The organism is Qipengyuania pacifica (assembly GCF_019857205.1).
Classification (GTDB): domain Bacteria; phylum Pseudomonadota; class Alphaproteobacteria; order Sphingomonadales; family Sphingomonadaceae; genus Qipengyuania; species Qipengyuania pacifica.
This window is the reverse complement of record NZ_JAHWXO010000013.1, coordinates 22,971-48,703: the sequence shown is the minus strand read 5'-3', so window position 1 is coordinate 48,703 and position 25,733 is coordinate 22,971. Positions and strand designations below refer to the sequence as shown.

At 66.5% G+C, this 25,733-nt stretch carries 27 protein-coding genes; 22 read left to right on the top strand and 5 right to left on the bottom strand.

Translation table 11 applies throughout. The features are described 5' to 3' along the window. The first annotated feature begins 296 nt into the window (after positions 1-296). Positions 297-1,286 carry an HNH endonuclease gene (locus KYK83_RS15660; protein WP_159640254.1) on the top strand — a complete coding sequence of 330 codons (990 nt, stop codon included), beginning with the start codon at positions 297-299 and terminating at the stop codon, positions 1,284-1,286. Next, positions 1,283-2,089 carry a hypothetical protein gene (locus KYK83_RS15655; protein ID WP_196847020.1) on the top strand — a complete coding sequence of 269 codons (807 nt, stop codon included), beginning with the start codon at positions 1,283-1,285 and terminating at the stop codon, positions 2,087-2,089. The genes KYK83_RS15660 and KYK83_RS15655 overlap by 4 nt, the downstream gene beginning before the upstream one ends. Positions 2,090-2,138: 49 nt before the next feature. On the opposite strand, the gene KYK83_RS15650 is transcribed toward KYK83_RS15655, so the two are convergent. Beyond that, the gene (locus tag KYK83_RS15650) at positions 2,139-3,842 is read right to left on the bottom strand and encodes a hypothetical protein (protein WP_159640260.1); all 1,704 of its coding nucleotides are present in this window, start codon (positions 3,840-3,842) and stop codon (positions 2,139-2,141) included. 468 nt (positions 3,843-4,310) lie between these two features. On the opposite strand from KYK83_RS15650, the gene KYK83_RS15645 reads away from it, so the two are divergent. Then, positions 4,311-6,431: a ParB/RepB/Spo0J family partition protein gene (locus KYK83_RS15645; protein ID WP_159640263.1), complete on the top strand. Its 2,121-nt coding sequence runs from the start codon at positions 4,311-4,313 to the stop codon at positions 6,429-6,431. 139 nt (positions 6,432-6,570) lie between these two features. On the opposite strand, the gene KYK83_RS15640 is transcribed toward KYK83_RS15645, so the two are convergent. The 3 genes from KYK83_RS15640 to KYK83_RS15630 all read right to left on the bottom strand — a co-directional run bounded on the left by KYK83_RS15640 (position 6,571) and on the right by KYK83_RS15630 (position 7,564). Beyond that, the gene (locus KYK83_RS15640) at positions 6,571-6,879 is read right to left on the bottom strand and encodes a type II toxin-antitoxin system RelE/ParE family toxin (RefSeq protein ID WP_159640266.1); all 309 of its coding nucleotides are present in this window, start codon (positions 6,877-6,879) and stop codon (positions 6,571-6,573) included. A gap of 2 nt (positions 6,880-6,881) precedes the next feature. Further along, on the bottom strand, positions 6,882-7,160 hold the full coding sequence (locus KYK83_RS15635) for a type II toxin-antitoxin system ParD family antitoxin (RefSeq protein WP_159640268.1): 279 nt from the start codon (positions 7,158-7,160) through the stop codon (positions 6,882-6,884). A gap of 68 nt (positions 7,161-7,228) precedes the next feature. Further along, positions 7,229-7,564, bottom strand: a complete 336-nt coding sequence (locus KYK83_RS15630; RefSeq protein ID WP_159640271.1) for a hypothetical protein — start codon at positions 7,562-7,564, stop codon at positions 7,229-7,231. A 694-nt stretch (positions 7,565-8,258) separates the two neighbouring features. Here KYK83_RS15630 and KYK83_RS15625 point away from each other — a divergent pair. Then, the gene (locus KYK83_RS15625) at positions 8,259-8,561 is read left to right on the top strand and encodes a DUF736 domain-containing protein (RefSeq protein ID WP_012049860.1); all 303 of its coding nucleotides are present in this window, start codon (positions 8,259-8,261) and stop codon (positions 8,559-8,561) included. A 54-nt stretch (positions 8,562-8,615) separates the two neighbouring features. On the opposite strand, the gene KYK83_RS15620 is transcribed toward KYK83_RS15625, so the two are convergent. Continuing rightward, a complete protein-coding gene (locus KYK83_RS15620; protein WP_159640274.1) occupies positions 8,616-9,368 on the bottom strand; it encodes a hypothetical protein in 753 nt (250 codons plus the stop codon). Between the two features lie 303 nt (positions 9,369-9,671). Between KYK83_RS15620 and KYK83_RS15615 the strand changes: the two genes are divergently transcribed. From KYK83_RS15615 to trbJ, 18 genes are all read left to right on the top strand, one after another. Continuing rightward, complete coding sequence (locus KYK83_RS15615) at positions 9,672-10,517, top strand: DUF932 domain-containing protein (protein ID WP_159640277.1); 846 nt, start codon at positions 9,672-9,674, stop codon at positions 10,515-10,517. Between the two features lie 241 nt (positions 10,518-10,758). Further along, positions 10,759-11,010 carry a helix-turn-helix domain-containing protein gene (locus KYK83_RS15610; protein ID WP_159640280.1) on the top strand — a complete coding sequence of 84 codons (252 nt, stop codon included), beginning with the start codon at positions 10,759-10,761 and terminating at the stop codon, positions 11,008-11,010. Between the two features lie 139 nt (positions 11,011-11,149). After that, complete coding sequence (locus KYK83_RS15605) at positions 11,150-11,413, top strand: DNA -binding domain-containing protein (protein WP_159640283.1); 264 nt, start codon at positions 11,150-11,152, stop codon at positions 11,411-11,413. Positions 11,414-11,573: 160 nt separating this feature from the next. Continuing rightward, positions 11,574-12,350 (top strand): DUF2285 domain-containing protein, encoded by a 777-nt coding sequence (locus KYK83_RS15600; protein ID WP_159640286.1) that lies wholly within the window; start codon positions 11,574-11,576, stop codon positions 12,348-12,350. Between the two features lie 120 nt (positions 12,351-12,470). Then, positions 12,471-12,737 (top strand): helix-turn-helix transcriptional regulator, encoded by a 267-nt coding sequence (locus KYK83_RS15595; protein WP_159640289.1) that lies wholly within the window; start codon positions 12,471-12,473, stop codon positions 12,735-12,737. Positions 12,738-12,744: 7 nt separating this feature from the next. Then, the gene (locus tag KYK83_RS15590; RefSeq protein WP_159640292.1) at positions 12,745-13,638 is read left to right on the top strand and encodes a replication initiator protein A; all 894 of its coding nucleotides are present in this window, start codon (positions 12,745-12,747) and stop codon (positions 13,636-13,638) included. Positions 13,639-13,909: 271 nt separating this feature from the next. Beyond that, on the top strand, positions 13,910-14,431 hold the full coding sequence (locus KYK83_RS15585) for a DUF2840 domain-containing protein (RefSeq protein ID WP_159640295.1): 522 nt from the start codon (positions 13,910-13,912) through the stop codon (positions 14,429-14,431). Beyond that, the gene (locus KYK83_RS15580; protein WP_159640298.1) at positions 14,428-15,006 is read left to right on the top strand and encodes a S26 family signal peptidase; all 579 of its coding nucleotides are present in this window, start codon (positions 14,428-14,430) and stop codon (positions 15,004-15,006) included. Before KYK83_RS15585 ends, KYK83_RS15580 begins: the two co-directional genes overlap by 4 nt. Further along, positions 14,987-15,319: a DUF736 domain-containing protein gene (locus KYK83_RS15575; protein WP_159640302.1), complete on the top strand. Its 333-nt coding sequence runs from the start codon at positions 14,987-14,989 to the stop codon at positions 15,317-15,319. Before KYK83_RS15580 ends, KYK83_RS15575 begins: the two co-directional genes overlap by 20 nt. A 3-nt stretch (positions 15,320-15,322) precedes the next feature. Then, a complete protein-coding gene (locus KYK83_RS15570; protein WP_159640305.1) occupies positions 15,323-16,213 on the top strand; it encodes a lytic transglycosylase domain-containing protein in 891 nt (296 codons plus the stop codon). A 259-nt stretch (positions 16,214-16,472) separates the two neighbouring features. Then, entirely contained in the window at positions 16,473-18,203 is a 1,731-nt protein-coding gene (locus KYK83_RS15565; RefSeq protein ID WP_159640308.1) for a relaxase/mobilization nuclease domain-containing protein, read from the top strand. Between the two features lie 180 nt (positions 18,204-18,383). After that, entirely contained in the window at positions 18,384-20,414 is a 2,031-nt protein-coding gene (locus KYK83_RS15560) for a conjugal transfer protein TraG (RefSeq protein ID WP_159640311.1), read from the top strand. After that, positions 20,411-20,830, top strand: coding sequence for a CopG family ribbon-helix-helix protein (locus KYK83_RS15555; RefSeq protein WP_159640314.1), 420 nt, complete (start codon positions 20,411-20,413; stop codon positions 20,828-20,830). The genes KYK83_RS15560 and KYK83_RS15555 overlap by 4 nt, the downstream gene beginning before the upstream one ends. 140 nt (positions 20,831-20,970) lie before the next feature. Then, a complete protein-coding gene (gene trbB / locus KYK83_RS15550; RefSeq protein WP_159640317.1) occupies positions 20,971-21,957 on the top strand; it encodes a P-type conjugative transfer ATPase TrbB in 987 nt (328 codons plus the stop codon). After that, positions 21,954-22,289 (top strand): TrbC/VirB2 family type IV secretion system protein, encoded by a 336-nt coding sequence (locus KYK83_RS15545; RefSeq protein ID WP_159640320.1) that lies wholly within the window; start codon positions 21,954-21,956, stop codon positions 22,287-22,289. Before trbB ends, KYK83_RS15545 begins: the two co-directional genes overlap by 4 nt. Then, positions 22,286-22,567: a VirB3 family type IV secretion system protein gene (locus KYK83_RS15540; RefSeq protein ID WP_159640323.1), complete on the top strand. Its 282-nt coding sequence runs from the start codon at positions 22,286-22,288 to the stop codon at positions 22,565-22,567. The genes KYK83_RS15545 and KYK83_RS15540 overlap by 4 nt, the downstream gene beginning before the upstream one ends. Further along, positions 22,564-25,020, top strand: a complete 2,457-nt coding sequence (gene trbE / locus KYK83_RS15535; protein WP_159640326.1) for a conjugal transfer protein TrbE — start codon at positions 22,564-22,566, stop codon at positions 25,018-25,020. The genes KYK83_RS15540 and trbE overlap by 4 nt, the downstream gene beginning before the upstream one ends. Next, entirely contained in the window at positions 25,017-25,733 is a 717-nt protein-coding gene (gene trbJ, locus KYK83_RS15530) for a P-type conjugative transfer protein TrbJ (protein ID WP_159640329.1), read from the top strand. The genes trbE and trbJ overlap by 4 nt, the downstream gene beginning before the upstream one ends.

Genomic DNA, 25,733 nt, shown 5'->3' with positions numbered 1-25,733 from the left:
AGGGTTCGAATCCCTTCGCCCGCTCCAGATTTTCTAAGAAAATCAGTAACTTGCTAGGGCATTCAAAAATGCCTCTCGGGCTAAAAAAGCTCGGGCTACAACCGGGCTACAACCGATTGCGGAAGCTTTGATGTCCGAAAATTCGGCTAGTGGCTATCGCGAGAATTGAGCGAGGTGCAGCTTCGATGGGATCGCCCACGTTTAGCTGACCGATTCCCGTTTGATGAGGCGGCGGTATCAGCACCCACCCTTCAACCTCTCGCCATTCAAGCGTGAGTCCTGCATCTAGAACAGCGATGACCGATCTCGATCCAGCAACTGCGGCCGCCGCCGACTTCTACGACCAGCACTACGCTTGCTGCAAACCTCTCTTCCTCGAACCCGGAATGAGATGCACACTCGGTAGCCCTGATCGTCCGAAGCACTGCCGCTTCTGTGGCCTCAGCGAACCCGAGGTTCAGTTCAAGACCGATGCCCATGCGCTACCGGCAGCCTTTGGCCGGATCGGCCTGTTCAGCAACTACGAGTGCGACGCCTGCAACAGCTATTTCGGTAAGGGAATCGAGAACGATCTGGGAAACTGGACCAAGCCCATGCGGACGCTCATGCGCATTAAGGGCCGCAGCGGCGTTCCGACCATCAAGGAGCCTGGCGGTGGCAAGGGTTGGCGAGTCGAATACTCCACTGGAGCCTTCCAGCTCAGCGAGTATGAGGGCGACCCCCATTTTACGATCGACGAACAAGCAAAGCAGCTCCGCTTCGAGCTTCACCGCGATCCCTATATCCCGGTCGCCGCACTCAAGGGGCTCGTGAAAATCGGCCTGACCCTGCTTCCTGAAGTCGAGTTGGCCCATTTCTCCGAGACGTTCGACTGGATACGCAACCCCGATCATAGTCAGAGTTTCGTCGCGGAATTTCCAATCATCCGCACCTTCATTTCGGGTCCGATGCCCAACGACAAGGTGACGCTGATGTTGCTGCGCCGCCGGTCGGGCGTCACCACGGTCCCCTATGCCTTCTATGTGATCGGCCTCGGCAACGAGGTGCTGCAAGTCTTCATCCCGTCGCTCTCCCAAGACCAATGCATCAACGGACAACCGCTGAGTCTGGTGCCATTTCCGACACCGGGATCGTTCGACGCGAAGGCTTATGGGCGCCCCAGGGTGAACACCATCGACCTTACAGGGCGGGAAACGGTTCGCGGCGAGAAGGTGCCCGCGACCTTTGGTTTCGACGGCATCGTCCAACCCGAAGCGGATAGCAACGCCGGGGGTGCTGGACAATGATCGCCACGCCGATCGACGTGTGGAACGTCGCAACTTTCGACCAGGGCATTAACGAAAGGCTGCGGGGAGCGTCCGACCTCATACGCAAATACTTTGAGACCGACCGGCGCCAGCAGCGCGAACGCACCCTGTCGCACCATTGCGGCCCGCCCCCGAGCAATCCCTTCGCTGCCGGGTTCCTCAAATTTCAGGAGGAGTTGTCGGCCCAGATCGCTGACCGGACGATCCGAGCCTGGCACTATACGCGCCTGATGGATGATGAGGCTGACGCAATCATCGTGCGCGGTGCGGTGCCCTCGACGCTAGAGACAATCAAGGCCCGCCTCGACCGCCAGGTCGGCGCCGGATTGTTCACCTCCGAGATGGCCGACGCCCTATTCACTGCCAGCCCCTTTCACGGCAGCCAGCACGATGCCCGCGCGGGGAAATTCTGGTTGACGTCTCTTCCAAGGACGATCGACGATGGCGGTGTCGAACTGCTGCTCTCAAGCTGGGGTGGCGAAGCCGTCTATTTTTGGCAGGATGACGAGATGCTCCAGGCGCAACTCGCAACCCTCGGCCGACCAAGAGTGATCGAGGCCGCGGTGCCACTTGCCCTGACCAATCATCGCTATGACGCGAGTTGCGCGCTGGTGGCGAGCTTCGCTCGAACGCTCGGCTGCCAGACCGACACTCCCTCCTTCGACCTCTATGTGACACAGCCACTCGGTCCCGAGGCAATCCTTGCCGTCCACAGTGAGGGGGACATGATCTTCGACCAGATCGGGCGCGGCTATCCTACGGACTTTGCCTCGGACATATAGCGCCGAACGGCTGTGGAACGCTAAACTTCTGGCGCTCGCCCGGCTGGGATCAGATTTCCTTTTCGGGAGCCGAAGCCCTGTAGCCCCACGCCCGCAATCGTCGGGCACGCATGGGTGACTTGCCCGCGATCCGCGTCAGAGCCTCCTGGAGCGATGATTTCATGGACGGGTCTTCGTGCTCGTGGCGTGCGGCGATCTGTAGCGCCGTTTGGACGACCAGACGCAAATCCTTGCCCTCCGTTTCCTCAATCATGGCCTCGAAGGCGTCGATGGTAACATTCGCCAGAAGCCTGACGTCCTCATCCCGCCAAGGCTCGCCTCGGCCAATGGCCAGCAGCACCCCCTTGGGATCGCGCTCATCCTTGAAGCTCGACTGCCGTGCCTCAAACGCGGCTTTCAATGTCGGATCGACAGGCGCGTCCGTTGAAAAATGGTGATAGCTCAAATCGAAGAAGCGGGGATCGTCAGGCTGTGCCGCAGTGTAAGCACGAGCAAGCTCATCAGCCTCATCGTTGCGGCCGAACTCGCGCAAGAACAATATGGTGCCATTGATGTTAAGAGAGTCGATCGTGGCTAGGTTTTCCATTGCGCTCTGGTAAAGCGTATCGAGCACCACTTCGTCGTCGTCCGTCAATGACTCGTGATAGCGGTCCCAAGCTCGGGCGAAACTGTTGTCGCGGCTGTTGCGGTTCAGCGCTTCCTCTAGGATCTTCGCCTCTTTCAGCAAGCGAGCTTCGTCAAAATAGCCGGCCGAAACGCCCTCGAAGATCGTTCGGTCGAAATCGTCCGGGTGCGAGAATGGCAGCGCGGAGAGCTGATCGCGCCATCGCACTATCTCATCTGTGGGGTCGTTGTCGCGATCTTGCATGGCTGCGATGAGCGCATTGTAACTCTGGATAAACTCCATCGGCGGCGCGTGATCGCGCTCAAACACTGCCCAGCCGGACAGCAGGCAAGCTGTGACAGCCTGTGTCAGAACTTCCGGGCGATAGGGTTGCAGATAGCCGGCGAGCCGATGTGCGAGCCGTTCGATCTTCTTGATGACGCGGATATTGGTGATGCCGAGCGCGACAACGCCGCCCCGTAGCAGGGCACTCACGGGCTCATCATCGACGATGGCGATCCTGGCCGCTTCCTCAGCGGTCGGGGCGAACACGATGGATGTGTCGATCGCTTTTTCCAGCAGGCGTTCGAAATCCTTCCGCTTCTCCTGTTCCATCGCTTCATCGTTGAGCAGCAGCACGACACGGCAGTTGCGCTGCTCCTTCAGAAAGGAAACGAGCCCCAATACATCACGCGGCGTCAGATCCACGCCCGCACGTTCGAGATCATCGAGGCAAACGAGCCGGTCGCGCACCAGCAGGAAGGCGGATCGCGCCAGGGCGTTTCCAATCTCGCCAAATCCCACGGCACTGAGAGCCGGGCCGATCCAGCCCCGCGCCTGCCGCCCGACGGATTTTCCTTTCTTGATCAGCGCCCCGAATGTTTCGGCATCGGGGCCGGTAAGCGCCTGTGCGGGTGAAACCGTGCTCTCGAAGATCGCATAGCGCAAGTCGTCGAGTGAATTGAGGCCGAACAGGGAAACGTAGGCATAGTCCTGTTGGTAGAGATCGCCGCTTTCCTGGGCCTTTTCGAGATAATGGCGCCAAGCGTAAGTCTTGCCAACACCCCAGCGCCCCTTGATGCACAGAACCTCAGCATCCTTGCTGGCGAGGAATCGCTGAATCTCTTTGATGACCAATTCTGCGGACATGCCTGCTTCTATCCGGCTCGGGTCGCTGACGGTAGGCCCAAACCGGCAACGGCGGTTCGCGTCCGATTGAAAACACGATGGGCGTGAGGGGAAAGCGTTCCCCTGATCGGGAGCCCGATGGTCTCCCGCTACCCCTTCGAGCGGGGACACCCCGCAACGCCCCGTTCGGCGCCTCCGCGCCGATCCGTAAATCCGTTTGGGCGGATTTGCGTCTTTCCTGAATCTTCGGAGATCGGGCCAGGGCGTTCGCCGGCCCGATCGCGTTTGTTTGTGACTCTCCCCGTCGGTGGGGTGGGCGGGCGCGTCCTTTAGGCCCGCCGCGCCGGGGCGCAACGCGCGGCAAGCCGCGCTTACCTCCTCTGCGTTCCAGCCCTTCGGGTGCGCCCCGGCTCCGCCGGCGGGCCTGCCGGTCGCTCTTTCGCCGCCCACCCCATTCCGGGGTGAGTGCGGTTTGAAGGAGTAAGGAAGATGAACGCTGTTACCCCAACGACCGCTGTTGAGCCTGTGTCGGGCATCGAGATTTTCGTGCCGCTGAACAAGCTCAAGAAGTCCCCCAAGAACGCCCGCAAGGTGCCGCATGGCGAGGCCGCCATCGAGGCGCTGGCCGCTTCCATCGAGCATAAGGGCTTGATCCAGAACCTTGTGATCGAACCGGAAATGAAGAGCGAGAAGCCGACCGGCGCCTATTTCGTCACTGCTGGCGAAGGCCGCAGGCTGGCCTATCTGTTGCGCGCCAAGCGCAAGCAGATCAGGAAGAACCACCCGGTTCGCTGCCGCCTCGACACCGAGAACGACCCGTCCGAGATCAGTCTGGACGAGAACGTGACCCGGACCCCGATGCACCCCGCCGATCAGTTCGAGCGGTTCCGCGAGCTTTCCGAAGACAAGGGATGGGGCGCGGAGGAAATCGGCGCGCGGTTCGGCGTGTCGGGCGGTGTGGTGAAGCAGCGGCTTCGCCTTGGCGCTGTCAGTCCGAAGCTGTTGCAGGTCTATCGCGAGGACGGGCTGACCTTGGATCAGCTTATGGCCTTCGCCATCACCGAGGACCACGCCCGGCAGGAGCAGGTGTTCGAGAACCTGCACCACAACCGGGAGCCGTGGATCATTCGGCGCGACATGACCGCCAACAACGTGCCCGCCGATGATCGCCGTGCGGTGTTCGTCGGGGCCGACGCCTATATCGAGGCGGGCGGCAACATCATCCGCGACCTGTTCAGCGAGGATCGAGGCGGTTTCTTCGAGGATGCGGGCTTGCTCGACATGCTTGCCGTCGAGAAGCTGCGCGAGGTCGCGGACGGAGTGCAGGCCGAGGGGTGGAAATGGGTTGAGGCCCATATCGACTATCCCCACGCCCACGGTATGCGGCGCTTCTATCCGCAGGCCGTGGACCTGTCCGACGAGGACGAGGCCCGGCTTGAGGCCCTGTCCACCGAGCATGACGAGCTTGCCGAAGGCTATTCGTCCTATGACGAAATGCCCGAGGACGTGGCGGCGAAGCTGGAAGCAGTGTCCGATGAGATCGACGCCATTTCGGCCAAGCGTTACGCCTACGATGCCAACGTGATCGCACATGGCGGGGCGTTCGTGGTGCTTCACCATGACGGCACGGTCAGGATCGAGCGGGGTTTCGTGCGTCCCGAGGATGAGGCGCTTGCCGATCCGCAGCCCGAGGACGAGGTGGAAGCCATCGACCCGGAGGCCGTGGAGGATGAGCAGGCCGAGGACGGCGACGAGGACGTTCAGGATTTCGAGGATGAGGACGAGGAACCGGGCAAGCCCATTTCCGACAGCCTCATTCGCGACCTGTCCGCCCACCGGACGCTGGCCCTTCGCGTGGCGCTTGGCGAGCAGCCCGGCATTGCGTTGATCGCCCTGACCCACACGCTCACGGCGCAACTGTTCTACAGCTACGCCGAGGCCGGTTGCCTTGAAATCCGTCCGACCGTGACCCCGCTTGGTGGTCATGCGGCGGGGATCGAGGATACGCCGCTGGCGGCGCGGGCGAGCGAGGCGCATGACGCATGGGCCGAGCGCATGCCGCGTGACGTGGCCGACCTGTGGGGCTTCATCGTCGCACTGGACGATGAGCAGCGGCTGGCGTTGCTGGCGCATTGCGCGTCCCGCACCGTCAACGCCCTGCGCCTGCCGTGGGATCGCAAGCCCCGGACGCTGCAAACGGCGGACAGGCTGGCGAGCGCGCTGGCGCTGGACATGGCGAAGGACTGGACGCCGACCGTGGGCAGCTACCTTGGCCGTGTCACCAAGGCGCATATCCTTGAGGCCGTGGCCGAAGGGGTGTCGGAGGATGCGGCCCGCCGTATCGCGGACAAGAAGAAGCCGGACATGGCCGAAGCCGCCGAGCAGCGTCTTGCCGGGAAGGGCTGGCTTCCCGCTGTGTTGTGGACGCCGGAACCGGAGGCCGAACCCGTCGAGACGGAGGACGCCGAAGGGATCGCGCAGCCGTCCGAAGCGGAGGCCCGCGATACCGGAGCGCAGGACGGCGAGGCCGTGGAGGTCGAGGCGGTGGAGCTGCCGACCGAACCCGAAGCGGTGGACGAGGAAGCCGCCTACTCGGTTGCTGCTGAATAGGTGATGGAGCCGGGGCCGCTCTGGCGGTTCCGGCTTCCCTTTTCCCCACGGCCAGACAATTCGCGGCCGCGCCCCTTACCGGGCGCGGCCGCTCTGTCATGGGATGATCGTCGCTCGCCGGGCATGGCCCGGCTCGCGTCTATGAATCCTCACTCAGCAGGCTCTCGAAGTCCCGACCGCCGTAGAAGATCCCGACAATGACGACCGCCGTGTCTTCCACCGCAAAGGCGATGGTGACACGACGCCGCCAGGCCGTCGTTCGCAAGCCGGGCCGCAGATCGTCGCGCATCGTGCCGCGCCGGGGAAAGCTGGTCAGCTTGCCGATATGATCGAGGATGCCATCGGTGAAGCGTTGCGCGATGTCCGGGGACGCGGCGGCAGCGATATAATCGTAGATGGCATCGAGATGGTCACGCGCTTCCGGCGTGAGGATAATGGAATGTCCCACGTTCAGCCGCGCTTGACGGCTCGCTTGTGTCGCTCGGCCAGACCGGCCCGCACGTCGTCGAGCGGAATGCCGCGCGAGGGATCGGCCTTGTAGGCGTCATAAGCGGGGACGACCTCATTGCGCAGCCATTGCTCGACGGCCCGGTCGCGCGCCTGGAGCGCGCGCAGCCCGTCGCGGATCACTTCGCTTTCGCTGGCATACTCGCCCGACGCCACCTTGGCACGGACCTGCGCCGCCATGTCGTTCGGCAGCGTTACGCTGAACTGTTGAGTCGTCCGCATGGATAGCACTCCTTACGGGTAGGATTTAATCCTATTCGTCCGAATCTTCAAGGTTGCTCGCCGCAGCCTTACGCGAACAGGCCGGGCAACTCCGGCATGGGCTCGCCGTGCGCCATCGCACGCGCCGCATTGCCGGGCGCGGCCACCGTCACCCATTCCACGCTCCAGTCGAGCCGCAGCACATCGCTGTCGCCGTCGCGCTGAATCCGCACGATCCCGGCGCCTTCCTCGCTGACAGCGAACCGGCAATCATCATCCTCGCCATAGGCCGCTTCGATCAGTGTCCCGTCCGAGAAGCTAAGCCAGCAGCGCCCGGCGCTGTCGGCCGGAACCGCCAGATCGGCTTCCACATCGCCCATGACCTTCAATCTCGTGCGGCCCTGGCCGCGGATCATCACGCTCATACGCCGTTCCTCGATCTCGATTCGGAAAGGTGCAGTATGGAACAAAGGACGAACATCATGCAATGTGAAGTGTCGCCATAGTCGGATGGCGGGGAAGGGAGCGCCCCGCCCATTCCGGGCGAGACGCTGCGCCGACCAGCGCGGTCAACCCATATTCGCCAGCAGTCCCGGCCCCGAATCCGGCGCCAGGCCGGCATCGCATCGACCGGGCCTGAGCCTGTCTGAAACGTAGGCCGCGCCCCTCCCGCTGGTTTTCCGCCAGACGCCGCCGCGCTCCGCTGCATCGACCGCAACAACGCGAAAGCCGGCGCCACGTCGCCCTGCACCTCGCCCGCGCGAAACCCGCCCATCACGCCTGCCTCGGGCACCAGACCATCGCCGGCGCCGCCACGGCCGGCGGCGGCAAAGCTGCCGCAGAACATCCCGTCAGCGCCATGATCTTGCACGTCGCCGCCGCCACGCGGCCTCTCGAAAGGCTTGTCTGGCCGAAGCCCGCCCGTCTTCCCGCAACGGCGCCGGGCGATTTTTTTCCGCCGCCGGCCATGCCGGCTTTGCATCGCGAAAGCAAAAAAACCGCCCGCCGCCGCCAGCCACTCCGTTCCGCCCTGCGGGTGCGGGCCGGTCGTCCCCCGTCCGATCGACAGCCATCGAGGCCGCGACAGGCGCGGTTCCGAGGCAAGAAAGGACTGACGTTATGATCTGCGGAAACTTCACTACCACCGACCACGGCTTCTCCGGCGAAATCCGGTTCTTCGGCAAGCGCGAACAGGTCGTGCTCCTCCCGATCGAGGGCCAGGACAACGAGAAGGCCCCACACTTCCGCATCGTCGCAGCCGACGACGAGCGGATCGAGTTCGGCGCCGCCTGGCGGAAAACCAGCAAGGAGAAGCGCGACTACATCTCGTTCAAGCTCAATCCCGTCGTTGCTCAGCCGGTCTATCTCCGGCTTTTCGAGTCCGAGACGGTGGCCGGCGAATACGAGCTGCTCGCAAGCTGACCGGCTCCGCGCCCCGCCCGAAATGGGCGGGGCGCTCTCTTTCCTTCCAGCTTCTTAGGAAAGGGCCGCCAGATGCTCTCGACTTGCAGCGATCACGCCGGCCACGAAGGTGAAGCTGGTCGCCAATACCGACTCCAGCGATACTTCCTCAATGTCCTCGCCAGCTACGCGGTAGTTCGTGAGGATTTGGACTCCGACGTTTGGAAAGGGCTCGGGGGCCTCCCAGATCGTGTAGCTGTCGTTCGCGGAAAAATGATCTGCTGGCATCTCTACGATCCGGTGCTGTTGCGATCCAGGCGGGAACCATTGAACGGCGAGCGCTCCGGCGGTCCCGGCGATCAGTTCCCAATGCTTCGACTCGCGCGAAAGAATCCGAACCAATTGGAGATAATGGAGATAGGGGCGGTGCGCCTCGCGTGCGGCAGCGAAGATGTCGATCCAAGGCTGGTCGATGTGAATTGCGACCTTCTTTTCGATGGCCTTGGCATAATCGTCGTCGTCGCGCTCGATCGGGAAATAAAGGTTCCTCGGGTTGGGGAGACCAGCAGATTTACGCGCCGCAGCCGTAACATGGTCGAGCGCGTGAACGAGATTGTTGGCAACATCAGCCAGGATCGGCTTGGCCCGGCGCTGTGCGCCCCGGTCGATCCTCAGCTCGGCGCGATGTTGGCCATCGGCCGAGATTGAGCGTCCGATGTTCCACAGGAGGCCGGGACCGGCACCTAGGAGACCGCCAAGCTCTCGCTTGTGCGTCTGGGCACGCTCGAACAGCAATTGCGCATCGTCCAGAAGATCCGTTGCCACCATAGGCTAGTCTTAGCTGGCGAGATGTCTCCACGCCATCACAACCCCGAGCGCAAGGAGCGAGAATCCTTGTGCGCCGCAGACGCGGCGCGGGGTTGCTAAGGGCGTTGCCCTCGCGCCGGGCAAGGTAAGTGGAACCGTCCGGGGCGGTATCCCCAGCCTTCCGCGCGTCGCTTGTGCAGGCCGGGTGATCCCCCTCCGCCCCGGCCGCCCTTGCCCTTTGCTACCCCTGGCTCGCCGCCGGGCAGGGTTTCAGCGCGGCGCTTCCCGCTGCGCGGAAACCCAGACCCAAGGAAGGAAAGACCTATGAGCATCCATCACCTTGCTACCCGGTTCGGCCGCAACAGCCATCAGATCGGCGGCTATGAGGCGCTCGACAACGAGGCGCTGTATCGCCACGTCCCGTCCATCTTCGCCCGCGAGGCGCACGACAGCCGTTCCGAGCGGTATGTCTATGTCCCCACCATCGACATAGTGGAGGGGTTGCGCCGAGAAGGATGGTTCCCGTTCTTCGCGGTGCAGTCTGTCCCCCGCGACGGCAGCCGCCACGGCCACGCCAAGCACATGCTGCGCCTGCGCCGGGATGACGGCATCGGCAAGCCGGAGGCCGCCGAGGTCATCATCGTCAACAGCCATGACGGGACCAGCGCCTATCAGATGTTCGCCGGGATGCTGCGTTTCGTCTGCACCAATTCCATGATCGCAGGCGAGCGGTTCGAGGAGGTCCGCGTGCCGCACAAGGGCAATATCCAGCATGACATCATCGAGGGCGTTTACACCGTGGCCGAAGACTTCCCCCGGCTGATCGACGCCAGCGAGACGATGAAGGAGGTTCGGCTTTCCGAGGATGAGCAGCGCTTGCTAGGCGAGGTCAGCCTTGTCGCCCGCTACGGCGACGACGAAAGCCCGCTCACCCCCGAGCAGATCATCGAGCCACGCCGCTACGAGGATCGGGGCGATAGCCTGTGGACCACGTTCAACGTGATACAGGAGAACGTCATTCGGGGCGGATTGCATGGCCGCAAGCGCAACGCCGAGGGCCGTATCCGCCGCAGCCGTTCGCGTCCGATCAACGGCATCGACCAGAACGTGACGCTCAATCGCGCGCTCTGGACGCTGGCCGAGGGGATGCAGCGCCTCAAGACGGGTTGAACCCCATTGCCGCAGGGCTGGACCGTCCGGCCCTGCGGTTTCCCTTCCCATCGCCCGCATGACGCCGCCGATCCGTTCCCTCGGATCGGCGGCGGCCGCGCGTCCCGATGGTCCGCGCGGCCGCAGGGCGGGCTCGCCGGGCGAACGCCCGGCTCGCCGTTAGCCTATTCCCATTATACCAAGACGACTATAATAGTCGTTTTCATGGCGAATGGCGCGTGGGTTGTGGAGGTGATCGTGCATGATCACTTCCCGCCAGGTGCGGGCCGCTCGCGCACTTCTTGGTTGGACGCAGGAGATGCTTGCAGACGAGGCCCTTGTTGCTCTGACCGCGCTCAAGCGGCTCGAATCAGAGAACGAACTGCCTGTGCGCGAGGATACCCGGCATCAGGTGGCCAAGGCGCTGGAGGCGGCGGGGATCGTGTTTCTCGATTCGGATCGGGGCCAGGGCGTGCTGCTGGTGAGCAATGCTCAGGGCGAATCGCGAAAGTAACACGCCGTCACGCTCGCCGGATTATCCTGTCGTCATCATGGCGTCATAGCGAGCATGGTATGATTACTTCCCTCCATTATGGTGTATGTTCCGTAAATCGGCGCGTGCAGGAAGCAATAGTTGCAGACGGGACGAGGCGATGGCGATAGGCGCTTTCGAGGATCGCGCGCCCGACGCGCCGCATGTCACCGACTATGACGAGCGCCACCATCAAACCTATTGGCGCTTGCTCGATGCGGCGGCTGAAAACGCCGACTGGCGCGAGGCCGTCTGGATCATCTTCGGGATCGACCCGGCGGCCGAGCCGGAACGCGCGCGCATGGTCTATGACTCCCATCTCGCCCGCGCCCGATGGATGACCGAGACCGGCTACCGTCATTTCCTGCGTCCGTCCGGGTCGTAGAAGCCGATCCCGGCGACCCCGCGACCGCGCGGGAAAACCATCCAGAACGCTGACTTGAATCCGCTATGCGCCGGCCCGCTCGGCAGGGCTTCTCCACAGTCTCGGGCTTGAGAACATCTCCTGACGCGCTCCGCAGAGGGCCATGCTTGGGAGGATTTCGATGCCGCCTGAGAAGGACTGGCGCGCGCCCCCGGACGAGGCCGGGAACGACGCGCTTGCTTATTCCGACATCGCCATCGGCTATCTCCGCCGCAACCCCCGCTATCGCGCCGACTATTACCGTGCGCTCGGCCGCGTGAAGCGCGGCGCGATCACCGCCGACGAGGCGACCGCCGCCCTGGTGCGGCGCTGGGGCGTCAGTTTCCACGCCGCGCCAGCTTCCGCCTTCGATCCCAGGCTCGCGGTCGCGCAACCCGACCTGTCGCCGGCCAGTATCGTCCTGGCGCCCGCGCGCGCCGGTATCGGCGCCGAATGTCTCGACATGAAGGCGCTGGGCGACGTTCGCGCGCGGATCAGGATCGGCGACTTCCTGCACGTCATTCTCGCCGACAGCGATGGCGACGAGCATCTGTGCATGTGCGGCTCGTGCCAGGGACCAATGGCCGTGATGCTGCCGATCGGCCCCGATCCCTTCGCGCGCCTCGCATCCGCCGAGCGCCTGTGCCGCCGCCTGAACGGCATGGCGGCAGGCCCGCCGGCGCTGCGCCCGCCGCCCTACCGGCGCAGGCACCTTCTCACCCTCCTGCAAGTGCTCGACGGCCACCGTGCTGGCGCCACCCGCCGCGAGCTGGCCGCCGCGCTCATCGACGATGACGTGCGCGACTACAGCGCCGCCGAATGGGCCGACAGCCGCGAGCGCAAGCGCATCAACCGATGGATCGCCGAGGCCGTCGAGCTGCGCGACGGCGGCTACATCCGGCTGCTGCGCGGCGGCTGAGGGGGACATTTCCGACCCCCTTGCCGGCGTCCCTTCTTCGGCCGGGGGTGGTTTCGCCACCATCGCCTCCTGTCCGCCGGTCCCACTTTTCGGGGGCCGGCCATCATCAGGAGGATCATCATGGCCGAGCCTGTTGCCGCTGCCACGCCACGCTATCTCAAGACGCCCGATGCGGCGATCCATCTCGGTTTGTCGGCCCGGACGCTGGAAAAGCATCGCTGTTTCGGCACCGGCCCGGTGTTCCGCAGGCTCGGCGGCCGGATCGTCTATGCGATCGACGACCTTGACGCCTGGGCTGCGCTAGGCACGCGCCGCTCGACTTCCGATCCCGGCAATGGCGTGGTTCATCCGGCCAAGCGCCTGCCCAGCGATTGCGTGCGCCGCTGATCGTCACATGCGCACCGCACCCTCCCATTCCAGCCGGTCCAGCGTCGAGCGGACGCAGCTAGAGCTGTTCCGTTCCGTGCCCGGCGATCTTGCGCCGCGGGACGCGCAGGATTTGATGGCCTGGCCGTTCTTCAGCCTCGCCAAGACCAGGCGCGTCACACCCATCGACTTCCGCATGGGCGGGACATGGATCTCGGTCGAGGCCGTGCCCGAGCATGGCATGGCGACTATTTGGGACGCCGACGTGCTGATCTGGGCGGCGAGCCAGCTCATCGAGGCGCGTGACGCCGGGCGGCTGACCTCGCGCCTCATGGTGACGACGCCGCACGAGATTCTGGCGTTCACGCGGCGCGGGACCGGCAAGGCCAGCTACGAGCGCCTGAAGGCTGCGCTCGACCGGCTGCAATCCACCACCGTCGCCACCTCGATCCGGCAGCAGCATCAGCGCCGCCGCCATCGCTTCTCGTGGATCAACGAGTGGCGCGAGCTGGCGGACGGCAAAGGCCGGGCGCTCGGCATCGAGCTGATCCTGCCCGACTGGTTCTATGCCGGCGTGCTCGATCGCGCGCTCGTGCTGACGATCGACCGCTCTTATTTCGACCTGACCGGCGGGCTCGAACGCTGGCTCTACCGGATCGTGCGCAAGCATGGCGGCCGGCAGGAAGGCGGCTGGAGCTTCGACGTTCCGCACCTTCACGTCAAATCCGGCGTGCTCTCGCCGCTCCGCCGTTTCGCGTTCGAGCTGCGCGCCATCGTCGCCCGCCAACCGCTCCCCGGCTACGTCCTCACGCTCGAACACGCGCTCGGCCGCGACCGGCTGAACTTCGCTCCGATCCCCGTCGATCCACTCGACGCCGCCATGCGCCGCGTCGGCCTCAAGCCTGTGGAGAACTGGCCATGAGGTTCGGACTATCGGGAACGGCCGGATTCGGACCATCAGGAACGCCGGACACGGACTATCGGGAACGCGCGGGCTTCGCAAACCCGCAGAAATCCTCGCGGAATCGTCCCCCCTCTAACGGTGCTAATAGAAAAGAATCCTTCGGATTCTTGCTAACGGCGCGCGCGGCTGTGGACAGCGCGGCCCCGTTCGAGGGCTCGGCGCTCGCTCGACGGACGAGCCGCCGGCCTCGCACCGCACCCATCGCGACCCCCATCCCCGGAGACCTCCCATGATCGACGACCGGCCCCCGGCCGTGCGCGGCGGCGGCGCGTTCAGCGCGCTCGCCAGCGACGGCCTCACCCATGTCGAGCTGACCTGGATCGAGAAGAAGCTGGAGCACTGGATACGCTTCGGCCGCGTCGCCCAGGACCGCATCCTGACACGCCGAACCCGCGTCGTCGGCTTCCGTCCGGGCGCCGTCTTCGCGTTCGTCCGCTGGGCGTCGAACGACTTCGGCACGATCGTCTCGCGCATCGACGTGGTGCGCGCGGTCGCGGCGAACGAGTCCTATACGACGCTGCCGTTCGTGCGGCCGGGCGGCGACATCCTGCTCAAGATAGAGGGCTGGCCCAAAGTCCAGCAGGTGCTCGCTGCCATCGACGCGGTGGAGGCGGCCGGCGTCGATCCCTGCGACGCCGCGCCCGATCACTGGCGGCACATCCATAACCGCATCGCCGCCGGCCATCAGCCGCGCCTCTACACGGTCGAGCGTCATAGCGCCTGGCTCAAGCGCCGGGAGATCGAAGGATGACGCGCCGCCGCTATGTCATGGCGACGGCCTTCGTCGCCTTGGCCTTCGCCGTGTCGTTCGTCGTGATCGCCGTCGCCGATCCGCTCCCGCGCGTCATCTGGAACGCCAGCGCCAGCGCGCCGATCGGACTCTACCGCATCCATCCCGACCGCGACCCGCCCACCGGCGCGCTGGTCGCCGTCGCGCCGCCTGAACGGCTGGCGCGCTGGCTCTCGGCGCGCGGCTATCTGCCCGAGGGCCTGCCGCTCCTGAAGCATGTCGCAGCGAAAGCCGGGCAGCGCGTGTGCCGCAGCGGCGACGTGGTGAGCGTCGATGGTCAGCCCGTCGCCAGCGCCCGCGAGCGTGACGGCCGAGGCCGTCCGCTGCCGGTCTGGCAGGGCTGCCGGACGCTCGGCACGGGCGAACTGCTACTGCTCAATCCCGACCATCCCGACAGCCTGGACGGCCGCTATTTCGGCCCGCTTCCGGCCTCCGCCGTCATCGGCCGCGCGACGCCGCTGCACCTGCGCGCGCCGGCCGCACCGCCTTCACCCCCCAGCGAAAAGGAGATCGGCCATGCCGACCAATATCTTTGAACCCACCGGCGACGGCTATGCCGGGCGCACCCGGCTGTTCGGAATCAACGAGGCGATCGTGCTTGTTGCGCTCGATCCGACCGACACCGAGAACGCGCCTGACTATCGCATCCACCTCGACGACGAGGACGGCCCCGAAGTCGGCGGCGCGTGGAAACGGGTCGGCGAACGCGCCGGCAACTACATCGCGCTGGAGATCGACAGCCCGCTCTTTTCAGCGGTGTTCCGGCCCGTCCTGTTCCGCGCCGACGACGATGGGCGGACGTTCAGGCTGTCGTGGAAACGGCCCCGGCCGCGCGACGATTGGAGCTGATCGGTGTCCGTCCCGATCATCCCTTTGTTCGCGGAAAAGCCGTCTCATCCCTTCGTCCCGCTCGGTCGCAGGCCGGCCAGCGCGCACAGCGAAGGTCAAGGGCGGCCCCCGGCCGGCGCATCGCGCGCACCCTTTACCGGAGCGAGCACGCTGGCAGGCTGGCGGCGGAGCGGGGTCGGGGCGGCTGTCGGTCTGGCGGTCCTGCTGCTGGTCTCGCCGGGCGCGGCGCTGGCGCAGAACGCGCCGGCCGAGCGAGCGGCCGCGCGTCATCCTTATGCCGTTCATGTCACCGACGCGGCACGGCGCTTCGGCCTCCCCGAAGCGTGGATATGGGCCGTCATGCGCGTCGAGAGCAACCGCGACGCGCGCGCCGTTTCGTCTGCTGGCGCGCGGGGCCTCATGCAGATCATGCCCGCCACATGGACCGGGCTGCGCGCTCGCTATCGCTTCGGGCGCGATCCCTTCGACCCCCGCGACAACATCATGGCGGGCGCGGCTTACCTGCGCGAAATGCACGACCGCTACGGCAACGTGACGGCGATGCTGGCCGCCTACAACGCGGGACCGGGCCGCTATGACGAGCACCTGTCGCGCGGCCGTCCGTTGCCCGCCGAGACGCGCGCCTATCTCGCAAAGCTGGCGTCGATCACCGGCGGGGCGGGCGACACGCAGCTTGCCGCCGCGCCACCGTCCGATCCCTACGCCTGGCGTCGTGCGGCACTGTTCCCGGTGCGCGCGGACGCCGCTTCGGATCGCGGTGCGAGCGCCGAAAGCGGGGCCACGCCCACGCTGTCCGAACGTTCGCCGGCCGACCGCTCCTCCGTCGCGATGGCCGCCGTCGCCTCGCCTTCGCTCGGCCTGTTCGTCCCCCTGTCCGGCGAGCGGCCCCGATGAGCGGCCCCGGCGCGCTGTGGCGGGCTCCCTCGCAGCCTTTCGCAGCGTTGGAAGGGGGGAAGGCCCTGATTTTGCAGGGGGAAGGCCGAGGGCAAGATAAAGGGCGGCAATGTGCGAAGCCCATGCGCCCCGGTTGTGGCCTTGATTCTCAAGGCTTTCGGGCATTGCTGCGCAATGTGTGCGGATTGCCCGCACTGTGCGGCGCTGGCGAAACGCCAGCAGCCGCAAGGGTTTTCCGCACATTGCGGAGCGCCGCGCCATGAGCGGCGACGAGGATTTCCGCATCCGGCCTGGGCGCATCCGCTCGCGCGGCAGTCAGCGGGTGCTGCCCATCATCACCCAGGCGCTCGTCGCCGCGCAGCGGGCCGGCGGCCACGTCTCGCGCAGCGGCCGGATCATCGCGCCGGGCCGCTCGACCTTCGGGCGCGGCCGGGTCGCCAGCCTGCGCGCCACGCACCGGCTCGGCCACCGCTCGCGCCAGGTCGTCGTCAAGGCGCGCGTCGTCAAACATGGCGGCCGCGCCTCGCTCGCGGCTCACCTCAACTATCTGCAACGCGATGGCGTCACCCGCGACGGCGAGAAGGGCGTGCTGTTCGGCGCCGAGGCCGAGGGCCTCGACCGCAACGCCTTCGCCGCGACGTGCGAGAACGACCGGCACCATTTTCGCTTCATCGTCTCGCCCGAGGACGCGCCGCAGATGGGCGACCTCAAGACCTTCACACGCGAACTGATGACGCAGATGGAAAAGGATCTCGGCACCCGGCTCGATTGGCGGGCCGTCGAGCACTGGAACACCGACAATCCCCACGTCCACATCATCGTGCGCGGCGTCGGCGAGGACGGGCAGAACCTCGTCATCTCGCGCGACTATATCCGCGAAGGGATGCGCGCCGTCGCCCGCGAGATTGTCACCCGCGAGCTGGGGCTGCGCACCGACCTCGAAATCCGGGCGTCGCTGGTGCGCCAGGTCGAAGCCGAGCGCTGGACCGAGATCGACCGTGACCTGTCGCGCACCTTGCAGCGCGAGGGCATCATCGACATGGCGCCCGAACCGGGCGTGCGGCCGGACGGCGACCATGCGCTGCGGATGGGCCGGCTGCGCAAGCTGGAGGGCCTCGGCCTCGCCAGCGAGATCGCGCCGGGACAATGGACGCTCGCGGACGACGCCCAGGCGGCCCTGCGCGAGATGGGCAACCGCGACGACATCATCAAGCGGATGCACAAGGCCATGACCGATCGCGGCATCGACCGGGGCGCCGCCAGCTATGTGCTGGACCTCGACCCCGCCCAACCTGTCATCGGCAAGCTGGTCGATCGCGGCCTCCACGACGAGCTGACCGGCCGGGCCTATGCGATCGTGGACGGGATCGACGGGCGCACCCATCACGTCCAGCTTCCCAACATTGAGGCGACCGGCGATTGCCGGCCAGGCGCGATCGTCGAGCTGCGCCGCTTCGAGGACCGCAAGGGCCGGCAGCGCGTGGCGCTCGCCGTGCGCTCCGACATGGACCTCGACGCCCAGGTCCGCGCACCGGGAGCCACCTGGCTCGACCGCTGCAACCTCGCGAGCGACGGCCGCGATCTCGGCGGTGGCTTCGGGACCGAGGTGCGCGCCGCGATGGAAGCGCGCGCCGAGCATCTCGCCGACGAGGGCCTGGCGCGGCGGCAGGGCCAGCGCGTGATCTTCGCGCGGAACCTGCTCGACACGCTCAAGCGGCGCGAACTGGACGCCACCGCCAAGGCGCTGTCGGCCGAGACCGGCCTGCCGCACACGCCGTCCAAGGCCGGCGAATATGTCGCCGGCACCGTGCGCCAGCGCCTGACGCTCGCCTCGGGCCGCTTCGCGATGATCGACAACGGGCTGAGCTTCCAGCTCGTGCCCTGGTCCCCGTCGCTCGACAGTCAGATCGGCAAGCACATCTCCGGCGTCATGCGCGCGGGCGGCGGGGTGGATTGGTCGTTCGGACGCGGCCGGGGGCTGGGCCTGTAGGGCGGAGCGCAGAGACTCGGGCGGCGACCCGGCTATCGAGCGAATAGCGGTCGAGTAACGACGATCACGATCGGAAATATAGCAGGCAGAACTACGCTGCTCCCTGTCTTTCTACGCTAGACTTTCCCCCATGATAACAGTGACTTGATTTGGCGTCCGGCACGCATCGACTTCGATGCCATGTCGGCAACCAAAATCCTCTGGGGTCAGGTCTTCGCGGTCTTCCTGATCGTGCTCGCAGCCGTGTGGGCCGCGACGCAATGGACCGCCGCGGCGCTCGCCTATCAGCCCGAGCTTGGGGCGCCCTGGTTCATGCTCGGCGACTGGCCGATCTATCCGCCGCCGGCCTTCTTCTGGTGGTGGTTCTCCTTCGACGCCTACGCGCCGGAGATATTCCAGACCGGCGCCTTCATCGCCGTGTCGGGCGGGTTCGCCGCGATCGTCGTCGCCATCGGCATGTCGGTGTGGCGTGCGCGCGAGCTGAAGAACGCCGAGACCTATGGCTCGGCGCGCTGGGCCACCCGCGGCGAGATCGCCGCCGCCGGGCTGCTGGGCGACAGCGGCGTCATGCTCGGCCGGCTCGGGCGCGACTATCTGCGCCACGACGGCCCCGAACATGTGCTGTGCTTCGCGCCGACCCGGAGCGGCAAGGGCGTCGGCCTGGTCGTGCCGACGCTGCTCACCTGGCCGGGCTCGGCGATCGTGCATGACATCAAAGGCGAGAACTGGCAGCTCACCGCCGGCTTTCGCGCCCAGCACGCGCGGGTGCTGCTGTTCGATCCGACCAATGGCGCGTCGGCCGCCTACAATCCCCTGCTCGAAATCCGCAAGGGCGCCTGGGAAGTGCGCGACGTGCAGAACGTCGCCGACGTGCTGGTGGACCCGGAAGGTTCGCTGGAGAAGCGCAACCACTGGGAGAAGACCTCCCATGCCCTGTTGGTCGGCACGATCCTCCATGTCCTCTACGCCGAGGCCGACAAGACGCTGGCGGGCGTCGCCGCCTTCCTGTCCGACCCGCGCCGCCCGATCGAAAGCACCCTATGGGCGATGATGACGACGCCGCATTTGGGCGAGGCGGGCGTGCATCCCGTCGTCGCCTCGGCCGCGCGCGAACTGCTCAACAAATCGGCCAACGAACGATCGGGCGTGCTCTCGACCGCCATGTCGTTCCTCGGCCTCTATCGCGATCCCGTCGTCGCGCAGGTCACGCGCACCTGCGAGTGGCGGATAAAGGATCTGGTCGAGGGCGAGCTGCCGGTGACGCTCTACCTCGTCGTGCCGCCGTCCGACATCTCGCGCACCAAGCCGCTCATCCGCCTCATCCTCAACCAGATCGGCCGCCGGCTCACCGAAGACCTGAAGGCGCGGCAGTCGCGCTACCGGCTGCTCTTAATGCTCGACGAGTTTCCGGCGCTCGGCCGGCTCGACTTCTTCGAGAGCGCGCTGGCGTTCATGGCCGGCTACGGCATCCAGAGCTTCCTCATCGCCCAGAGCCTCAACCAGATCGAGAAGGCTTACGGGCCGAACAACGCGATCCTCGACAATTGCCATGTGCGCGTGTCGTTCGCCACCAACGACGAGCGCACCGCCAAGCGCATTTCGGACGCGCTCGGCACCGCCACCGAAATGCGGGCGATGAAGAACTACGCCGGCCACCGTCTCTCGCCCTGGCTCGGGCATTTGATGGTGTCGCGCTCCGAGACAGCCCGCCAGCTCCTCACCCCCGGCGAGATCATGCAGCTTCCGCCCGACGACGAGATCGTCATGGTCGCGGGCATCCCGCCGATCCGGGCGAAGAAGGTCCGCTACTTCAAGGACCGGCGGTTCACGCAGCGGGTGATGTCGCCGCCCGACAGCAATGTCGGCGGCGGCCCGCCGCGGCCCGACGACTGGAGCGGCCTGGCGCCAATCGAGGCGCCGCCGATGCCCGAGCCGATCGAGCATGACGCGCCGAAGAAGCCGAAGAAGAAAAAGGCCGCCAAGAAGGCGGATGCTGAGGACGATGCCGCCAATGCGGACCTGCTCCGCGAGCCGGCGCTGGAGCGCCATATCGACATTGCGCCGACGCCCCGGCCCGCGCCCGCCAATGAGTTCGAGCTGGATGAGCCCGACCCCGATAGCGATGCGGCACGGCAGGCGACGGTGCGCCGCCAGATGCAGCGCGTGGCCCGGCAGGCGTCGCTCGATCCCGATGACGGCATCGAGCTATGACGACCAAGACGCCGCTGTCGGTCTATCTCGACCCCGAGCTGATGCGCGCGCTCGCCGCCTATGCCGACCGGAGGGACAAGTCGCGCTCGCTGATCGCCGAGGCGGCCATCGCCTCCTTCCTGTCGCCCGACGCCGATGAGCAGCGCGAGGCCGCCATCGCCAAGCGGCTCGACAAGCTGGACCGGCGCATGACCCGGATGGAGCGCGATGTCGGGATCGGCGTCGAGATGATCGCGCTGTTCGTGCGCTTCTGGCTGTCGAACACGCCGCCGCCGCCCGAGAGCGAACGGGCCGCGATGCGCCGGCGAGGCGGCGACCGCTACGACGCCTTCATGGAGGCGCTCGGTCGCCGACTCGCAAAAGGTCCGAAGGTCAGACAAGAAATCGGCGAGGACTTTCCGCACCAAGAAGAATGAGCTGACTACGCCAGTTCTTGTATCTCTACGCCAGACTACGACGACCACATTTACTTGTTGAAGCACGGCATTTTCTGTCTCTCTTGATGTGCCCCTGACGCCGGGCGGCGGTTCGCCCGGCCCTCATCAGGGGCTTTTTCTTGACCGTCCACCCGATCCGTTCCGAGGCGAAGTCACGCGGCGCGCGGATGCTGCGCACGGCGCTGGGGCCGTCGATTGCGTCCTGGCTGGATGATCCCGCCGTGATCGAGGTGATGCTGAACCCGGACGGCCGGCTGTGGGTCGATCGGCTGGGCGAAGGGATTTCCGACACCGGCATGACGCTCGGCGCGGCGGATGGCGAGCGCATCATCCGTCTGGTGGCGCACCATGTTGGCGTCGAGGTTCACGCCCGGTCCCCGCGCGTCTCGGCCGAGCTGCCCGAAGGCGGCGAGCGGTTCGAGGGGCTGCTGCCGCCCGTCGTCGCCGCGCCCGCCTTCGCGATCCGCAAGCCCGCCGTCGCGGTGTTCACGCTCGACGACTATGCGGCGGCCGGGATCATGTTGCCGGCCGAGGCCGCGGCGCTGCGGACAGGCGTCACTGCCCGCGCCAACATCCTCGTCGCGGGCGGGACCGGCAGCGGCAAGACCACGCTGGTCAACGCGCTCCTGGCCGAAGTCGCCAAGACCTCCGACCGCATCGTCCTGATCGAAGACACGCGCGAGCTTCAGTGCGCCGCGCCCAACCTCGTCGCCATGCGGACCAAGGATGGCGTCGTCACGCTGTCCGATCTCGTGCGGTCCAGCCTGCGCCTGCGTCCCGACCGCATCCCGATCGGCGAGGTGCGCGGCGCCGAGGCGCTCGATCTCCTCAAGGCCTGGGGCACCGGACACCCCGGCGGTATCGGCACGATCCACGCCGGCACCGCGCTCGGCGCGCTGCGCCGCATGGAGCAGCTCATCCAGGAGGCCGTCGTCACGGTCCCGCGCGCGCTGCTGGCCGAGACCATCGACCTCATCGCCGTGCTCGTCCGCGACGGCCACGGCCGCCGCCTCGCCGAGCTGGCCCGCGTCGAAGGACTCGACGCCGCCACCGGCGACTACCGCCTCACGCCGCTCACCACCCCCCAGACCGGAGACCTGCCATGATCCATGCCTTGTCGCATGGCGCACGCCGCGCCATGCTCGCCGCCACCGCCAGCGTGATCGCGCTGACCATCTCGGCTCCCGCCCATGCGGGCGGATCGTCGATGCCGTGGGAAGCGCCGCTCCAGTCGATCCTCGAAAGCATCGAGGGGCCGGTGGCGAAGATCGTCGCGGTCATCATCATCATCGTGACCGGCCTGACCCTGGCGTTCGGCGATACGTCCGGCGGCTTCCGTCGGCTGATCCAGATCGTGTTCGGCCTCAGCATCGCGTTCGCAGCCAGTTCCTTCTTCCTCAGCTTCTTCAGCTTCGGCGGCGGAGCGCTGATCGCATGACCGGCGCGGCCGATCCCGTCGAGCCGATCGCGGGCTTTTATGCCCCGGTGCATCGGGCGCTGACCGAGCCGATCCTGCTCGGCGGCGCTCCGCGCGCGCTTGCCATCGTCAACGGCACGCTGGCGGGCGCGATCGGACTCGGCCTGCGCCTTTGGATCGCCGGCCTCGTCATCTGGGCGATCGGCCACGCGCTGTCGGTTTGGGCCGCGCGCCGCGATCCGCAGTTCGTGGACGTGGCCCGCCGACACCTCCGCTATCCGGCGTGGATGCGGCCATGATGTCCTTGCGCGAATACAGGAATCGCGCCGCCCACCTGGCCGACTTCCTGCCTTGGGCCGCCCTGGTCGGGACAAGCGTCGTGCTCAACAAGGACGGCAGCTTTCAAAGGACCGCGCGATTCCGTGGCCCCGATCTCGACAGCGCCACGCCCGCCGAGCTGGTCGCCACCACCGCGCGGCTGAACAATGCGCTGCGGCGGCTCGGTTCGGGCTGGGCGATCTTCGTCGAGGCGCAGCGCACACCCGCGCTCGACTACCCGAAATCGGCGTTCCCCGATCCCGTCTCGGCGCTGGTGGACATGGAGCGGCGCGAACAATTCCGCGAGGAAGGCGCCCACTTCGAGAGCGCCTATTATCTGACGCTCTTGTGGATGCCGCCGGCCGAGGAAGCCGCCCGTGCCGAAAGCTGGCTCTACGAGGGCCGGTCCACCACCGGCGTCGATCCGTGGGAGCTGCTCAAGGGCTTCGCTGATCGTAGCGACCGCGTTCTCAATCTGGTCGAGGGCTTCGTCCCCGAGGTCCGCTGGCTCGATGACGCCGAAACGCTGACCTACCTGCACAGCACGATCTCCACCCGGCGCCAGCGCGTGCGCGTCCCCGAGACGCCCATGCATCTCGACGCGCTGCTCGCCGACGAGCCGCTGACCGGCGGGCTGGAGCCGCGCCTGGGCGATCATCACCTCCGCACGCTCACCATCGTCGGATTCCCGAGCGTCACGTTTCCCGGCCTGCTCGACGAACTGAACCGGCTCGCCTTCGAGTATCGCTGGGCGACGCGGGCGATCATGCTCGACAAGACCGACGCGACCAAGCTGCTGACCAGGATCAGGCGGCAATGGTTTGCGAAACGCAAATCGGTCGCGGCCATCCTCAAGGAAGTCATGACCAACGAGGCGTCCACGCTGCTCGACAGCGACGCCTCGAACAAGGCGGCCGACGCCGACACCGCCCTGCAGGAGCTGGGCGCAGACTATGCCGGCATGGCCTACGTCACCGCGACGGTGACGGTGTGGGACCGCGATCCCGCCATTGCGGCCGAGAAGCTGCGGCTTGTCGAGAAGGTCATCCAGGGCCGCGACTTCACCGTCATCCCCGAGGGCATGAACGCGATCGAGGCATGGCTGGGGAGCCTGCCCGGCCACACCTACGCCAACGTCCGGCAACCGCCGATCTCCACCATCAATCTCGCCCACCTGATCCCTCTGTCAGCGGTATGGGCGGGGCCGGAACGGGACGAGCATTTCGGTGAACCCCCCTTGCTCTATGGCAGGACCGAAGGCTCGACCCCGTTCCGGTTTTCCCTTCACCCCGACGGCAGCGATGTCGGCCACACGCTGATCGTCGGGCCGACCGGCGCGGGCAAGTCGGTGCTGCTCGCGCTGATGGCGATGCAGTTCCGTCGCTACGAGAAGGCCCAGGTCTTCGCCTTCGACTTCGGCGGCTCGATCCGCGCCGCCGCCATCGCCTGCGGCGGAGACTGGCAGGATCTCGGCGGCGGATTGTCCGACGACAGCGATGGTGGTGTGCAGTTGCAGCCGCTCGCTCGGATCGACGATCCGGCCGAGCGCGCCTGGGCGGCCGAATGGCTGGCGGCGATCCTCGCCAGCGAAGGCGTCGCCGTCGATCCGCAAGCTAAAGAGCATATATGGTTGGCGCTGGGCTCCCTCGCCAGCGCGCCGCCGGCAGAACGGACGCTGACAGGGCTCGCGGTCCTGTTGCAGAGCCAGCATCTCAAGCAGGCGCTCGCGCCCTATTGCATCGGCGGGCCGTGGGGCCGGCTGCTCGACGCCGAGGCCGAGCGGCTGGGCGAAGCCGACATGCAAGCCTTCGAGACCGAGGGCCTGGTCGGCGCCGGCTCGGCCGCCGCGGTGCTCTCCTATCTGTTCCACCGGATCGAAGGGCGGCTGGACGGCTCGCCGACGCTCATCATCATCGACGAGGGCTGGCTGGTCCTCGATAGTCCGGACTTCGCCGCGCAGCTTCGCGAATGGCTGAAGACCTTGCGCAAGCGCAATGCCAGCGTCGTCTTCGCGACGCAGAGCCTCGCCGACATCGAGACGTCGAGCATCGCGCCGGCCATCATCGAATCCTGCCCGACGCGCATCTTCCTGCCGAATGAGCGCGCCGCCGAGCCGCAGATCGCGGTGATCTATGAGCGGTTCGGGCTCAATGCCCGACAGATCGAAATCCTCAGCCGGGCGACACCCAAGAGGGATTATTACTGTCAAAGCAGGCGCGGCAATCGCCTGTTCGAACTGGGGCTGGGTGAGGTCGCGCTGACCTTCGCCGCCGCGTCGTCGAAGACCGACCAGCTCGCCATCACCGACATCATCGAGACCTACGGCCAAGCCGGGTTCGCGGCCGAATGGCTGCGCCATCGCGGCTGCGCCTGGGCCGTCGAGCTTCTTCCCCCCGATCCCCAACGCCAACCTCAGCAGGAGCTACCTCTATGACCGGATTCCCCCTGCGCCGCGCCATCCTGGCCGGCGTCCTCGCCAGCGCGGCCGTCGTGCCGATGATCGCGCCCATGCCGGCCTACGCGCAGTTCGGCGGCATCGTCTATGACCCGACCAACTACGCGCAGAACGTGCTGACGGCCGCCCGGTCGCTTCAGCAGATCAACAATCAGATCCAGCAAATCCAGCAGCAGGCGACGAGCCTCATCAACGAGGCGCGCAACCTCGCCAGCTTGCCGCTCTCGACGGTGAGCACGCTTCAGCAGCAGATTCAGCAGACGCAGCAACTGCTCGGCCAGGCGCAGCGCATCGCCTACGACGTGCAGGACATCCAGCAGGCGTTCAACGGCCGCTACAAGGGCGCGGCGCTGACCGGCGATCACGCGCAGATGGTCGCCAACGCCAATGCCCGCTGGGAGGATAGCGTCGGCGCCTTTCAGGACGCCTTGCAGGTGCAGGCCGGCGTCGTCGGCAACATCGAAAGCGCCCGCACCACGATGGACAGCCTGGTCTCGGCCAGCCAGTCCGCGACCGGCGCGCTCCAGGCGACGCAGGCGGGCAACCAGCTCCTCGCGCTGCAATCGCAGCAGCTCGCCGACCTGACCGCCGCCGTGGCGGCGCAGGGCCGGGCGCAGGCGCTGCAATCCGCCCGCCAGGCGGCCGAGGAGGCCGAGGGGCGCGAGCGGTTCCGCCGCTTCATGGGCAACTGA